General features: G+C 67.2%; 13 protein-coding genes and 5 pseudogenes. 13 read left to right on the top strand and 5 right to left on the bottom strand.

Translation table 11 applies throughout. The features are described from left to right. Positions 1-22 precede the first annotated feature (22 nt). Positions 23-883 carry an alkaline phosphatase family protein gene (locus BT364_RS10710; RefSeq protein WP_072484878.1) on the top strand — a complete coding sequence of 287 codons (861 nt, stop codon included), beginning with the start codon at positions 23-25 and terminating at the stop codon, positions 881-883. Between the two features lie 460 nt (positions 884-1343). Continuing rightward, positions 1344-1519: pseudogene (locus BT364_RS10705) on the top strand (integrase core domain-containing protein); the annotation flags it as partial. A gap of 48 nt (positions 1520-1567) precedes the next feature. Here BT364_RS10705 and BT364_RS10700 read toward each other — a convergent pair. Next, positions 1568-3619: a phosphocholine-specific phospholipase C gene (locus BT364_RS10700; protein WP_072484877.1), complete on the bottom strand. Its 2052-nt coding sequence runs from the start codon at positions 3617-3619 to the stop codon at positions 1568-1570. A gap of 526 nt (positions 3620-4145) precedes the next feature. On the opposite strand from BT364_RS10700, the gene BT364_RS42230 reads away from it, so the two are divergent. Then, positions 4146-4319 carry a hypothetical protein gene (locus BT364_RS42230; protein WP_218172414.1) on the top strand — a complete coding sequence of 58 codons (174 nt, stop codon included), beginning with the start codon at positions 4146-4148 and terminating at the stop codon, positions 4317-4319. Between the two features lie 277 nt (positions 4320-4596). On the opposite strand, the gene BT364_RS10690 is transcribed toward BT364_RS42230, so the two are convergent. Then, positions 4597-5013, bottom strand: a complete 417-nt coding sequence (locus BT364_RS10690; protein ID WP_256259695.1) for a hypothetical protein — start codon at positions 5011-5013, stop codon at positions 4597-4599. Positions 5014-5209: 196 nt separating this feature from the next. Then, positions 5210-5431 (bottom strand): annotated as a pseudogene (locus BT364_RS10685) (transposase); the annotation flags it as partial. A 134-nt stretch (positions 5432-5565) separates the two neighbouring features. On the opposite strand from BT364_RS10685, the gene BT364_RS10680 reads away from it, so the two are divergent. Then, positions 5566-6231, top strand: a complete 666-nt coding sequence (locus BT364_RS10680) for a nitroreductase (protein WP_072484874.1) — start codon at positions 5566-5568, stop codon at positions 6229-6231. A 39-nt stretch (positions 6232-6270) separates the two neighbouring features. Continuing rightward, positions 6271-6681: pseudogene (locus BT364_RS39075) on the top strand (transposase); the annotation flags it as partial. Here BT364_RS39075 and BT364_RS10670 read toward each other — a convergent pair. Continuing rightward, a complete protein-coding gene (locus BT364_RS10670) occupies positions 6670-7338 on the bottom strand; it encodes a CBS domain-containing protein (protein WP_072484873.1) in 669 nt (222 codons plus the stop codon). The pseudogene BT364_RS39075 and the gene BT364_RS10670 overlap by 12 nt on opposite strands. 218 nt (positions 7339-7556) lie before the next feature. Between BT364_RS10670 and BT364_RS42695 the strand changes: the two are divergent. Next, positions 7557-7682 (top strand): annotated as a pseudogene (locus BT364_RS42695) (DUF1918 domain-containing protein); the annotation flags it as partial. Positions 7683-7799: 117 nt separating this feature from the next. On the opposite strand, the gene BT364_RS10660 reads toward BT364_RS42695, so the two are convergent. After that, positions 7800-8675 (bottom strand): universal stress protein, encoded by an 876-nt coding sequence (locus BT364_RS10660; protein ID WP_072484936.1) that lies wholly within the window; start codon positions 8673-8675, stop codon positions 7800-7802. A 418-nt stretch (positions 8676-9093) separates the two neighbouring features. Between BT364_RS10660 and BT364_RS10655 the strand changes: the two are divergent. The 7 genes and pseudogenes from BT364_RS10655 to BT364_RS10625 all read left to right on the top strand — a co-directional run. Continuing rightward, positions 9094-9327, top strand: a pseudogene (locus BT364_RS10655) (regulator); the annotation flags it as partial. A 47-nt stretch (positions 9328-9374) separates the two neighbouring features. Continuing rightward, a complete protein-coding gene (locus BT364_RS10650; protein WP_072484872.1) occupies positions 9375-9998 on the top strand; it encodes a CBS domain-containing protein in 624 nt (207 codons plus the stop codon). Positions 9999-10402: 404 nt separating this feature from the next. Further along, entirely contained in the window at positions 10403-11077 is a 675-nt protein-coding gene (locus BT364_RS10645) for a CBS domain-containing protein (RefSeq protein WP_072484871.1), read from the top strand. Positions 11078-11185: 108 nt separating this feature from the next. Then, positions 11186-11923 (top strand): CBS domain-containing protein, encoded by a 738-nt coding sequence (locus BT364_RS10640; RefSeq protein ID WP_371268536.1) that lies wholly within the window; start codon positions 11186-11188, stop codon positions 11921-11923. A 106-nt stretch (positions 11924-12029) separates the two neighbouring features. Continuing rightward, positions 12030-12632 (top strand): CBS domain-containing protein, encoded by a 603-nt coding sequence (locus BT364_RS10635; RefSeq protein ID WP_072484869.1) that lies wholly within the window; start codon positions 12030-12032, stop codon positions 12630-12632. Between the two features lie 14 nt (positions 12633-12646). Then, positions 12647-13279, top strand: a complete 633-nt coding sequence (locus BT364_RS10630; RefSeq protein WP_072484868.1) for a CBS domain-containing protein — start codon at positions 12647-12649, stop codon at positions 13277-13279. 63 nt (positions 13280-13342) lie between these two features. Next, the gene (locus BT364_RS10625) at positions 13343-14218 is read left to right on the top strand and encodes a universal stress protein (protein ID WP_079179390.1); all 876 of its coding nucleotides are present in this window, start codon (positions 13343-13345) and stop codon (positions 14216-14218) included. Positions 14219-14232 lie beyond the last annotated feature (14 nt).

Raw genomic sequence — 14232 nt, 5'->3', positions numbered from 1 at the left:
GACCCACGAAGGAACCGAGAACATGCCCACACCCCGCGTCCTGGTCGTCGGAATCGACGGCGTCCGCCTCGATCTGCTGCCGGTGCTGGAAACGCCCAACCTCGACGAAATCGCGAACGCCGGCTTCCTCGCGCCCGTCCACATCGACGACGACACACCGACCATGTCGGGCCCCTGCTGGACCACGATCGTCACCGGTGTCGGCGTGGCCAAGCACGGGGTCTGGGGCAACAACTTCTCCGGAAACCGGCTTGGGGTGTTCCCCGACTTCACCACCAGGCTGGCCGGCGAGCAGGGGCTGCGGACCTTCGCGGCCGGAGGTTGGGAACCCCTGTTCCTGGCCCGGCAGGGCGGCCCGGTCTTCGCGGCCCCGAGCAGGCTCGCCTACATCGCTCCGCGCGAGGACACCCCGCAGGGCTGGGATGAATGCGACCAGAGCGTGGCCGACGAAGCCGCAAGAATTCTCAGCTCCGGCGAAGACCTCGACGCCTCCTTCGTCTACCTCGGCGCTGTCGACGAGACCGCCCACTTCCTCGCCTGCGGAGCCGAGTACCGAAGCGCGATCGAGACCGCCGACCGGCAACTCGGACAGCTCCTCACCGCCGTACGTGAACGTCCCGACGCCGGGTCCGAGGAGTGGACCGTCATCGTGGTGACCGACCACGGCCACCGCGACGAAGGCGGCCACGGCGGTCGCAGCACATTGGAGCGCACCGCCTGGATCGCTGCGAACGGCCCCGGCATCGCCTCCACCACCCCACCGGACAGCCTCCGCCACGCCGATGTCGCCGCCCACGTCTACGCCGCCCTGGGTATCACGCCCGACCTGCACTGGACGCTCGACGGACGGCCCTTCCACTCCCTCACGCCACAGACCGCCTGACGCCGGCAGGGAACCGCCGGCCGGCGGAAACCCGTCGGCCGGCGACCCCAAGGCGCGGCAGCCGACCACACGGACGCCCCACTCGCGTCCCGCAGAGAGGTCCCCTCCGTGGATACCACGTCCCTCGACTCCATCGACTCGGCCGCCTTCGACCCCGGTCAGTGGGAAGACGGCGTGAACACCCTCGATGTGGGCGACACACGAATCAGCCTGCGTACCCTCGCCGACAGCGCCACCCTGACCCTGTCGCACGACGACGCTGCCGGGACCGAGGCTCTTGTCATGGCAACGGCGGACGGCACCGTGACCCTGCGCCTGGACGTCCCACTGGGCGACGCCGTGGGCTTCTGGCACCCCGACGCCGGCTGGGAGCGCACCCTGCCCGCCGACTGGTCGGCATGGCGCGGCCTGTCACTCGTACGATCCGCACCCGTCGGCTGCCTATACGACGCCGCCGGTCAGGACCGAGCGCTTCAACCGCACCCTGCAGACAGAATGGGCCTATCGCCAGGTGTTCACCAGCAACACCGCACGCTCCCGCGCACTGACACCCTGGCTGACCTACTACAACACTCGACGCAGACACACCACGCTCGGCGGCCAACCCCGATCTGCCGACTGTCACCAACGTCGTGACCGAATACATGTGTGACCCTTCGCCCGCCGGGTGGTGGGGTGCGGGTCTCACACGGTTGCGATGCCCGGGTCACTCACGCCGGCTTGACCGTTCTCGACGTGCCCGGCCAGACGCCGCAGGTATCCGGCGTTGCCCTCGACGACGACCGTCAGGTCGTACCAGCGTTTGGTGGCGCGCAGGTCGATGCTCTGCTCGACGGTGGCGCCGGCGCGGACCGTGTAGGTTTGGCGCTCGCCACCGTACGCGTTGGTCACGGTGAGGTGTGCGTCGGCGGTCGACGGGTTGTTCAGGGTGAGCTTCAGGCTGCCGGCGTCGTGGCGTGCCGTCACCTCCGGCTCGGCGGCTTTGTTGTTGCCCTTGAAGGTGCGCAGGAAGCCGTTCGGGCCGTGGGCCGTGAGGTCGTAACTACCGCCGGAGTACACGGAGTTCCAGCTGTCGGAAACGGACTTTCCGGCTGCCGCCGTGTACGTCCACGGGCCGTCGGTGCGCTTCTGCGAGCGCACCTGGAAGGCGGCGCCCGCCTGGTCCCCTGCACTGAACGTCAGCTTGTACTTGCCGGTCGTGAGGTCTGCGGCCCCGTCGACGTAGGGAGCGTAGGAGAGCGGGCGGCTCGGCCGCGCCCCGGCCTCTTGCCGGGGCAGGGCGCCCTGGGCGGGTGGCCTCGGTACGTAGCTGTTGTGGCGGTCGCGGTCCGGCGGGGCGTAGCCCGCGGTGTCCGGCAGGTCAGCCGGGTCCGTGATCTCGAGGGAGAAGTCGAAGGCGGATGTGAGATCACCGCAGATGGCGCGCCGCCATGGTGAGATGTTGGTCTCCTTCACTCCGAACCGGTTCTCCATGAAGCGCAGGATCGAGGTGTGATCGAAGGTCTCGGAGCAGACGTATCCGCCGGTGGACCATGGCGAGACAACGATCATCGGGACGCGCTGTCCGAGGCCGTAGGGGCCTGCGGCGTATCCGATACTGCCCTTGTAGTGGTCGAGTGTGGTGTCGACGGTGGAGAGACCTTGGCTGGCGGAGGCCGGGGGGTAGGGCGGCACGACGTGGTCGAAGTAGCCGTCGTTCTCGTCGTATGTGATGAACAGGGCGGTCCTGCTCCATACATCGGGGTTCGAGGTGAGCGCGTCAAGGACGTGCGAGATGTACCAAGCGCCGTAGTTTGCAGGCCAGTTGGGGTGTTCGGAGAAAGCTTCGGGGGCGGCGATCCAGGAGATCTGCGGCAGCCTGGCGGCCTTGACGTCGGCCTTGAGGATGTCGAAGTATCCGTCTCCTGCCTTGGCGTTCGTGCCGGTGCGGGCCTTTTCGTACAGGGGGTCGCCGGGCTTGGCGTTGCGGTAGTTGTTGAAGTACAGCAGGGAGTTGTCGCCGTAGTTGCCGCGGTATGCGTCGTTGATCCAGCCCCAGCCGCCGGCCGCGTCGAGGCCGTCGCCGATGTCCTGGTACACCTTCCAGGAGATGCCTGCCTTCTCAAGGCGTTCGGCATACGTCGTCCAGCCGTATCCTGCTTCCTGATTGCCGAGGACCGGGCCGCCGCCGGTGCCGTCGTTGCCGACGTGTCCGGAGAGCATGTAGTAGCGGTTCGGGTCGGTCGCACCGATGAACGAGCAGTGGTAGTCGTCGCAGATGGTGAATTTGTCGGCGAGGGCGTAGTGGAACGGGATGTCGTCCCGTGTCAGGTACGCCATGGTGCCGGCGCCCTTGGCGGGGATCCATTTGTCGTACTTGCCGTTGTTGAACGCGTTGTGGCCGCCGGCCCAGTCGTGGTCGAGGCCCGCGATGAACTGCATGCCCAGGTTGTCGGCGTCCGGGTGGTAGGGCAGGGTTTCCTTGCCGCCGCTTGCCTGATGCCATACCGGTTTGCCGCTGGGCAGTGTCACCGGGCGGGGGTCTCCGAAGCCCCGGACGCCCTTCATCGACCCGAAGTAATGATCGAAGGAACGGTTCTCCTGCATGAGGACGACGATGTGTTCGATGTCCTGGACGGTTCCGCTGCGGCGCGCCGCGGGGATGGCTGCGGCGCGGTCGATGGAGCCGGACAGGGCGGCGAACCCCGTCGTGGCTCCGGCGATTTGAAGGAAGCGGCGCCTATTGATTTCGGTCATGGCTGTGGGGTCCTCCTGTTGCTTCGGTGATGTCCGTCCACGAAGAGGGGCAGACGGAGTATTCAAGAAGACCCGGGCTTGAGGAAAGTGGCCTGAGGTGACGGTCGCGCAAAATGTGGGCGGCTGGTGTGCGAGCCGTCAGCGCGTCGCCGTACGTCATGCCACAAGTCCCGTTCCACTGCCCTCGGATCGGCCTCCGTTCGGTAGACCAAGGCGTCGCACACCATCGCGGTCTGCTCCTTTGCCGGGGCGTGCGCTTCCCGACCGGGACACCGGTGGCGGCAAAGGAGATCCTGCACGGACCGGCTCGGTCGGGAGGTCCTTGCCGGTCGGACGATGCTCGTACGTCGCCGCTTCTCCGAGCTGCCGCAGGCGTTCGTTCATGTCCGGTTCGCGGGTGGCGGACGGGAGCTCGCCAGGCCCTGTCCGGCGGATCACGAATCGTCGCCGTAGTCCTCCTGCTGGGAAGGGCCAAGGTCTGGCCATGGGGTCGATGGGGGAAAGTTTCCGGAGCCGTTCGGCCGCCGTGGCCAAGACGCTGATCAAACGTCCGGGGCTCTTCATGAGCTGGTTCCTGCTCGCCGCTCTGACGGTTGGCGCTCTGAAGATCGTGCCGCAGCCATGGAGCGCGGGTCTCTGTCCCGTTGTTCTGTCTGTCGCGATGTTGCTCTTCTCCCGGACGTCAGTTCAGACGGGGTGAGTTCGCTCAGGGCCGGGGCCAGAGCCGGATCGCTGCGGTCGTGATGGTGCCGTGGATTCCTAATGGCTTTGTCAAGTCGTGAGCGTGACGGGCCAAGGCCACGAAGTCAGGAGCGCGGGGGAAACCCTGACAGCTGGGGACCTTGGGGATGCGAGAACGGGACCTCCTGCAGAAGCGGGAGACCGACCAAAGTCTTCCTGCCCCGAGAGGTCCCGTTGTCAGACCAGTCTGCCACCACGACGCTCACCCGTACCATCACGGTTAACGGGACAGCAGGTCATCCATCCGAAAGCCGTTCGTGCAGGTCCTCTGCAAAACGCGTTCGATAGACGCCGTAGACGATAGCGGCCGGGGACTGATAACCCCGGTGTTCCGGGGCCGAGACCTCTTGATCCCACTGAGTCACTTCGCCGCTGAGCGGCGATGGGCGTCCCAGATATGCCTGCGCAGCCTCTGCCAGTTCCCACTCACCCGTGACCACCGAGCACCAGAACCTGTGGCCCTGGCCGACCACCCACATGCACAGATCCTCGGTGCTGTCCTCGGACCAGACCGCTCCGTCGACGTGTACGCCTTGCGAGAAGTCGATCAGTGAGTCCGCCGCATCCAGGTATGCCAGCGCGAACCCCTCAAGAATCTGTCTTGGCTGTGCCTCCAGCCATGCCTCCAGGGCAGACAGGCGTGGTCTTGTCACATCCAAGACCTCCCAGAACCAGTCAAGGACTTGCCCCAATCCCACTCACCTGCCCTCGCCTCCACTGGCAACTTCCGTCCGATCGTAAGAGAGAAGGACACCCGCACTGACCACGGCCTCGCTGCCTGCCGCACCTCAGCTCTGGGCCGAACACCCCTGCCTGGTCACTGGTTCTCGTTCAGGAACTCAGCTTAGGCTGCAGCAGCGGCTCCCAAGTGCCGTCCGCCGACCAGCGGCGATGCCGCTCGTGCACCGTTTTCCACGGGCCGTAGCGCTCCGGCAGATCGCGCCACTGCACACCCGTCCAGATCCGGCACAGCACACCGTTGATCACCTGTCGATGGTCCCGCCACCACCCACAACGCCCATTGCTCACGGGCAGGAGCGTCTGAAGCCGCTCCCACTGGGCATCAGCCAGATCACCTCCACGACCCGCAGTCCTGTAAACGACTCAACTGCCCGTCAGGAGACTGCACAGTGCCGGGTGATGGTCGGCGCCGGCCACTGAATACGGTTGAGGGGGTTTGTTGTTGAGCGAGAGGGCGAGAGAACGTGGATGTGTACGAAGCCGTGGACAGCCGCCGGGCCGTGCGGGCGTTCAGCGATGAGCCGGTACCCATGGAGATACTCGAACGAGTGCTGTCTGCAGCTACGCGAGCTCCGTCAAGTGGGAACCTCCAGCCGTGGCATGTGTACGTCGTAACCGGCGATCCCTTGGCCGAACTGAAAAGGCGCGCGACAGCCAGGGCACTGGCCGGAGACCCGGGTGATGAGCGGGAGTACCCGATGTACCCGGCCGACCTGACCTCGCCGTATCTGGACCGTTTCTCCGCCGCGGCGACCCAGCGTTACGCAGCGCTGGGAATCGAGCGCGACGACCCCGAGAGGCCCAAGAAGATCGCCACCTTGAACGCGGAGGCGTTCGGGGCACCAGTCGTACTGTTCTGCTACCTCGACCGCGCGATGGGGCCCGGACAGTGGGGAGACGCGGGGATGTACTTGCAGACGGTCATGCTGTTGCTACGGGCGGAAGGGCTGCACAGCTGCCCCCAGGTGATGTGGACGATGTATCGCAAGAGTGTCACCCAGACAGTCGGAGCCGATGACGGGCTCGCACTGTTCTGCGGTGTCGCAGTCGGATTCGAGAGGGAGGGCGTGCCACATCTGCGTACTGGGCGGGCGGACATGACAGAAACAGTGAGCTTCATCGGAGTGTGACCGCCAGGCAGTCAAGATCCTCGCGACCGCAAGCGCCGGGAACCGGTCCGGGTCCGCGTCATCGAGTACACCCTCGGCCGTGAGGACGACGACACGGTCTACCGGCTGATCACGACCATCTGCAACCCGCAGGAGGCCCCTGCGGCCGACCTGGCGGGCCTCTACCATCAACGCTGGGAGATCGAGAACACCCTGGACGAGATCAAGACCCATCAGGGCGGACACCGCCTCGTCCTCCGCTCCCAGTACCCCGATGGCGTCGAGCAGGAAATCTACGGCTTCCTTCTTGTCCACCACGCACTCCGGGACGTCATGCACCACACCGCACACCAAGCCGGCCTCGACCCCGACAGACTGTCCTTCACCCGCACCCTTCGCATCGCTCGCCGCCACGTCACAGACCAGGCGGCGGACAACAGCGGCACGGTGACTCACGTGCTAGGTGGGTGAACTCGGTACGTCGTCGGTCCGGTAGGCCAGGTGCTCGGCGACGGACACCACACCGTCGACGCTCCTGCACAACCGTTCGACGACAGGGATCAGGCTCTTGAACTCGACGGATCCGCTGAGGGCCACCTCCCCCTGCCGGACCTCGGCCGTCACCGCCGAGGGAGCGAGGCCCATCGTCTGCTGCAACACATCCCGGTTGATTTCCTCACGGATGGCATCATCGTGGCGCAGGAAGACCCGTAGCAGGTCTCTGCGGCTGACGATGCCCAGTAGCTTGTCCGTCTCGTCCACAACGGGCAGACGTTTCACGTCCTGCACTTCCATGAGGCGGGCTGCCTCGACCACGGTCCACTCCGGACGCGCGCACACTGCGGGAGCCGACATCAGCTCCTCGGCCCTGGCCCCCTCGGCCTTGGCCCGCTCCCAGGCCTCCAGATGTGGAATCGGTGTCCGGCCGGACGGGTCGGTCAGGTCGGCGGACTTGCGCAGCAGGTCGGCCTCGGACACGACACCCATGGGCCGGTCCAATTCGTCCACCACGGGCACTGCCGTGACATCGTTCTCCGCCAGCAGTTTGACGATCTCCTTGAACGGCAGGTCACGCCGTGCCCGCACGACGTCTCGGGTCATGAGCTCTGCAACGGTTCGGTGATGCATGTGACTTGCCTTTCGGGGAATGCCGGTCAGGAGTGGTCATGTGTCGAGCGGATCAGGAACCAGACGCCCACGGTTGAGCCGACCGGGCTCGCCTTTGGGGCCGGTGGGCCCCGAGAACGGCCCACTCGGCCCCACAGCATTGTGCTTTCCTCCTCGTGCGGCGGCACACCGTGCGTGGCAGTTTGAGTACAGCGACACGATAAGGAACGGTGACGATCATGCGAGCTCACCTCGGCGATCACCTTGTCGTCGAAAGCCCGGCCACCGCCGCCAGCAGGCGCGCAGGCGAGATCGTCGGACTCCACCATGCGGATGGAACCCCTCCCTATGGCGTGCACACATCCGGACACACCGGCCGCAGGCGATACAGAGGTCGCGGTCGAGGTGGACGTACGGGTGGGAGTCGTCCGTGCCCCGGCCACGCGTCGCGACTCGGGAAGTGAGGCAAGGGGGGCACACGATCATGCCTCGAGAGGTATGACGGCCACCGGACAGTCGGCGTGATGGAGCAGGGTATGGGCAACCCGGCCGAGTTGGAGTCCGAGGTGGCCCCGGCGGCGATGCGCTCCGACGACGATCAGGTCCGCCGCGGCCGAGCGCCGGACCAGTACCTTTGCGGCCGTTCCCTCGACCGCCGCCGAGTGCAGCCTGACCGTCGGGTGTTCGCGTACGGTCTCGGCCACCGCTTCGTCGATCAGGGTCGCCGCACGTTCCTTGCAGTAGAGGTGCGGCTCGTCGACGGTACGCGGATGGTCTGCGCGATCGTGCGGGGGACAGCGCCAAGCACGTACGGCATCCAGTTCGCAGCCCCTCGCCCCGGCCTCACGGAAGGCGAACCGAACCGCCGCCGATCCTCCCTCCCGTTCCCCGACGCCCAGGAGGATCCGCCCGTGCCCGCCTTCGGTTCCTGCCCTGTCACCGCGCACGACGATGACGGGGCACGGGGCCCGCGCGGCCACGGCCAGGCTGACCGAACCGAGCAGAAGTCCGGTGAGCCCGCCACGGCCTCGCTCTCCGGTGATCAGCGCCTCGGCGTTGCGCCCCTCGTGCAGCAGGGCGATCACCGCGTCCTCGGGTGTCACCTTGGCCGAGACGTCGACCTCTGGATGACGGCGGCGGACCCGCTCAGCGGTGGTTTCGACGATGCGGTCGGCGAGCGCCCGTTCCGAAGGCCGGCCCAAGGTGAGTGCGAGTGCGGCACCCTCGTACTGCTCCCACCTGGACGCGTACACCAGCCGCAGCGACAGCCTGCGGAGGGCTGCCTCATCGGCGGCCCAGTCGACCGCCCTCAGGCTGCTCTCCGATCCGTCCACACCCGTGACCAGGGGCAGCTTCATCATCCCCACCGCCTTCCGTTCGCCTGCCGGAGGGAGAGCGCATGTTTTCACGGTCGCACCGGAGCGGGTCGGCGGTGAGGGCCGGTTCGGCCCGGATGGGGAACGTTCGGCCCTCTTCGTGGTCCGGCTGGACCGCATGCACGACGAGCCCTTCGGCAGCGGCACGGCGAGGGTCGGATGTGCTCGTTGCCGCCCCGGCGTCCGGTTGGCCCGTGATGCGCGGGAGGCTCTAGTCGAAGGGCCAGGCGGCCTGGTCCGGTCTTGCGATCGGCACAAGGAGCGACCCGGCCGACAGGGCCGCCAAGTGCTCCGGGATCGCAGAGCCCGCCCGGGGCCGGACGGACCTGCGGCAGGGGTCGGATGGCCCATGTCCGTGAACCGGCTGCCCGGCGATGCTGACACCGGGGACCACTGAGGAGGCTGGGCCTGGCTGTTCAAGCCCTACATCTGGCACCTCGGGGCGGAGGCGATGACACCTGTCCGTACCCATGAGTTCGACGCGGAGACCGTACGCATGATGATGGACGCGGATCCCGCCCTCGGTTCGGCCATCGGCCATTGGGGCGGGCAGGTCCTCGCCCACCGGTTGCAGGCCACCCGGATCCGCCTCCACGATCTCTACGCCCCGCACGGCAGCGGCGGGTTCGTCTGAGTTCGCCGTCGTGCCGCCACCCAGGAGTCACGCCCGAGGAGCACCCCATGGCCGCATCCCCGTACACCGTCAGCGACGTCATGACCCACACGGCCGTGGCCATCGGCCGCGAAGCCTCGTACAAGGAGATCGTCGAGCTGATGCACCAGTGGAAAGTCAGCGCCGTGCCGGTCCTCGAAGGCGAGGGCCGCGTCGTCGGGGTCGTCTCCGAGGCGGACCTGCTGCCGAAGGAGGAGTTCCGGCAGGACGACCCGCAACTGCCCGGCCAACTGGAGGAGGCGTCCAAAGCCGACGCCGTACTGGCCGGGGATCTGATGTCGAGCCCGGCGGTCACCGTCCACCCCGACGCCACGCTCGCCGAGGCCGCCCGGATCATGGCGCGCAAGCACGTGAAACGACTGCCCGTCGTGAACGATCTCGGCATGCTGGAGGGCGTCGTGAGCCGCAGCGACCTCTTGAAGGTGTTCCTGCGCCCGGACGAGGAGATCGGCGAGGAGATCCGGTCCGCTGTCGTCGCCGGACTGTCTCCCCCGGAGCGGGTGGAAATCACTGTGCTGGACGGTGTCGTCACCGTTCAAGGGCCTCTCCGGGACCGTTCTCTGGTGCCGCTTCTGGCCCGGGCCGTTCGCGCGGTCGAAGGCGTTGTGGACGTCCGCATGGATCTTGCCTGAAGTTCCTGGGAGAGCGGTTTCAGGGAAACGGTCATCAACGAGACGACGCGACTGCACCGTCGCGGCACTCTCTGAACGACGAAGCGCCTCGCGCCACCTCCGGTCCGGCCGGCGTGGGGCTCCTTGGTTGCTCCTCACCGAGGCCGCTGAAGGGTGAGCTCTCACACTGGAACCGCTTGCCCCTGCGGGGAGAGGGCCGCTCAGGACCGCCCCGGGGCCGACGGACCCTGTCGGGAGAATCCTGCGGGCCCCAGGTGCCATGGTGCCCGAGGCCGGGTCCGATCGGTCCCGGTCACGCCCCGTTCGGCCCTCCTGTCCCCGTGCGGCCCGAAGGATCGTGGTTCCTGAACAACCGCCGGCATCGTGTCCGGGTGAATCACCGTGAGACGGCGGGAGGTACCGCCATGAAACACATCAAGGTGGGAGACCTGATGACCGACGACGTCGTCTCGGTCGTCTCTCTCACCTCCTTCAAGGAGGTCGCGAAGCTGCTCGCCCAGCACGACATCAGTGGACTGCCCGTGCTCGACGACGAGGATCGGGTTGTCGGTGTCGTCTCCGAAAGCGATCTGCTGAGCAGGCAGGCGGCGGGTCATCCTGATGCCGGTGCCACGGCCTCGTCCGGAGCGGAATGCACCGCTGCCGAGATCATGTCGACGCCGGCGGTGACCGTCCACGCGGTGGAGAGCGCGCCGGGGGCCGCCCGGCTGATGACGCGCAGTGGTGTGGAAAGGCTTCCGGTCGTGGACGACGAGGACAGGCTTGTCGGCATTGTCACCCGCCGGGACCTGCTGCGTCTCTTCCTTCGACCCGACGCAGAGATACGACGACGCATCATCCAGGACGTGCTGGTGAGCGCCATGGGGCTCGGGCCCGACGCGGTCACCGTCCACGTCATCGACGGTGTTGTCACCCTGGAGGGCCGGCTGGAGAGCCGGAGCCAGATCGCGATCCTGGCCTACCTTGCCGAACAGCTCGACGGGGTGGTCGCGGTCGTGAGTCATGTGACCGCACCCGTGGACGGCCCCGTGCCCGCCTCCATCCAGGGGGTCACGCATGGCCCGTCCACCGAGCGGTGAGGTCGCGCTGCTGCCATCGCCACCCGTCACGGTGTATTGGCCGTCGACTCGTCCGGGCCGCGGCGGGCATGTACCCCGTCGCCGGTCGTGGGCGGCGTCCCGTATGACGTGGCTTCCCACGACGGACGCCCTGCACGAAAGGGGAATCGGACCATGATGCACCGCACTGTTGCCGAAGTCATGACCCGGGACGTGGCCACGGCCAGCCCCGAAGCATCGCTCAAAACGGTCGCCTGGAGCCTTGCCTACAACGATGTCTCGGCCCTGCCTGTCGTGGACACCCACCACCACCCCATCGGCATCGTCTCGGAGGCCGACCTGCTCCGCAGACAGGCGGGTCTGCCGGAAGCAGAGGGCCGTGACCAGCTACGCGGAACGGCGGCCGTTGACCACCGCACCATGGACGCCCGCACCGCCGCTGATCTCATGTCCGCTCCCGTGCTCACGGCCCGGCCCTCGTGGGGCATCGTCGAGACGGCGCGCTTCCTGAACGAGCGGGGCGTCAAGCGCCTTCCGGTGATCGATGACACCGGCACGCTCGTGGGCATCGTCAGCCGCTCGGATCTGCTGCGCCCCATGCTCCGCCGCGATGACGCCATACACGAAGAAATCGTCGACGAGGTACTGGGCCGGACTCTCCGGCTGACACCGGGCGGCGTGACAGTCACCGTTCAGGAAGGAGTCGTCACTCTGAGCGGCACAGTAGAGGAACGCTCAACCATTCCGGTCATCGAACTCCTGTGCCTCTCCGTCGACGGTGTCGTCAGTGTCGACCAGTCCCTCGCATACGCCGTGGACGACCTGCAGCCGGATCACGATTCTGCACATGAGGCCGACAACACCTGAGCGTTCACGCCGGGGCAACAGGGCCGATCAGTCCCCGTGCGGTCCTACCGGCGGACGCCGACGGTGCCGACGCTCTGAGGTACGGGGGCATGTTCCTGGAGGAACTATGAAACATCTGCGTACCGTCGACGACGTGATGACGCACGCCGTCGTCACGGTCAACCGCGGAGCGCCGTTCAAGGACATCGTGGAGGCCATGCGGCAATGGCGGATCAGTGCGCTGCCCGTCGTGTCCGACGAGGGGCGAGTCGTCGGCGTGGTCTCCGAAGCGGACCTTCTGCTCAAGGCACAGGGCCAAGACGACTCCCGCGCCGTCACCGCCGGTCAGCTGATGACCGTCCCCGCCGTGACGGTGCCCCGGAACGCGGGTATACCGGGGGCCGCCCGGCTGATGGCGCGCGGCCACCTCAAACGGCTGCCGGTCGTCGACGACGACGGACGTCTCGTGGGCGTGGTCAGCCGGGGTGATCTGCTCAAGATCTACCTCCGTCCGGACGCGGACATCGCCCAGGAACTGCGCGAGCTGATCATGAATCAGCTGATCCCTGAGGGCTCCGCGACCGTGTACGTCCATGTGTCCGACGGCATCGTCCGTCTGAGCGGCACCGTCCCCGACCCGTCACTCGGTGACGTGCTGGTGCGTGTCGCGCGCACGGTGCCGGGAGTCGTGGACGTCTCGGCCCGGCTCGAGTCCGAAGTTCCCTCGTGAAATGGAGGGCGACGATGAGGCATCGCAGCGTCTCCGACCTCATGACGCCCGCAGCCGTCAGCGTCCAGCGCGGCACCACGTTCAAGGAGATCGCCCGGCTCCTCGACGAGTTCGGAATCACCGCCGTGCCCGTCCTGGACGAGAACGGATGCCCCGTGGGCGTCGTTTCCGAGGCCGACCTGCTCCGCCGGCACGACACCGGGAACACCGCCGTCGATCTCATGAGTCACCCGGCGATCACCGCAGGTCCTGGGTGGAGCGCGGTCCGCGCCGCTCGCGTCATGGAGAAGCACAAGGTCAAGAGGCTCCCTGTCATCGACAGCGAAGGTCGGCTGATCGGGGTCCTGAGCCGCAGCGACCTCCTGCAACTCTTTCTGCGCAGGGACCACGCCATCCAGGAGGAAATCCTCGAAGACATCCTGACACACACGCTGCGGCTCAGTCCCTCGTCACTGACCGTGGAGGTCGCCGATGGCGTCGTGACGCTCAGTGGCACCGTGGCCCGGCGCAGCCTCGTCCCCGTCGTCCTGCGTCTGTGCCGGAGCGTCGACGGAGTCGTGGACGTGATCAACCGGCTCGACCACGAGCAGGACGATCTGTCCGACGATGTACGGATGGACACCGGGCAGCAGCAGAAGAAGGTCTGACCCGCCCACGCGTACGCGAGTTCTTCACCGACCCGAAGCACCCCCTGTCCGAGGAGGGCCATCATGAACCGGCGTATTGTCGTCGGCCTCGACGGATCCACAGAAAGTGTCGCGGCAGCTCATTGGGGCGCGCGGGAAGCGCTCCTTCGCAATGCGCCCCTCCATCTCGTCCACGCCGAAATATGGTCTCCGCCCCTCGGCGTTCCCTCGGCCGGTTCCGAAGAGCGCCGCCAGGCGGCTCGGACCCTCCTACGTGAAGCTTCCGACGAGCTGCTGGACAAGCACCCGCGACTCGAGATCAGCGCCGAATCGTTCGACGGACAACCAGCGCGCTCACTGGCCCATGCCGCAGCGGGCGCGAGCATGCTGGTGCTCGGCTCCCGAGGACTGGGCACGCTCAGGGGTTTCGTCCTCGGTTCCGTCGGCATGGCCGTCATCCACTCCGTGGAGCAGCCCGTCGTCCTGGTACGCGCGACCGAGGACGCGCTGCCGCACGCCCAGGGGCGGCACCTGGACCGCGGCGTGGTCGTGGGCGTCGACACCGGTCGGCCGTGCGACGCCCTGCTCTCCTTCGCATTCGGCGAGGCATCACGGCGGGGTTGCACACTCCATGCGCTGCACAGCTGGATGCTGCCCCCTCTGGCCGGGTCCGGATCCGCGTACAACCCTGAAGTCAATGCCCAGATCGCCCAGGTCGAGCGAACCGGCCTGGACGACATGCTGAGGCCCTGGCGGGACATGTACCCGGCTGTCGACCTCGACGCGCGGGTGACGGTCGGACCCTCCTCCGAGCAACTCCTGGAGGCAGGTTCCGAGGCGGGTCTGGTGATCGTCGGCCGTCGCATCCGCCGGTCCTCGGTCGGCACGCACATCGGCCCGATCGCTCACGCGATCCTCCATCACTCCACCGCGCCCGTCGCCGTCATCGCTCACGAATGACGATGTCGTCCTGT

This window comes from Streptomyces atratus (assembly GCF_900119365.1).
GTDB lineage: Bacteria > Actinomycetota > Actinomycetes > Streptomycetales > Streptomycetaceae > Streptomyces > Streptomyces atratus_B.
The sequence above is the reverse complement of the archived record's forward strand: the minus strand, read 5'-3'. Positions and strand labels throughout refer to the sequence as shown.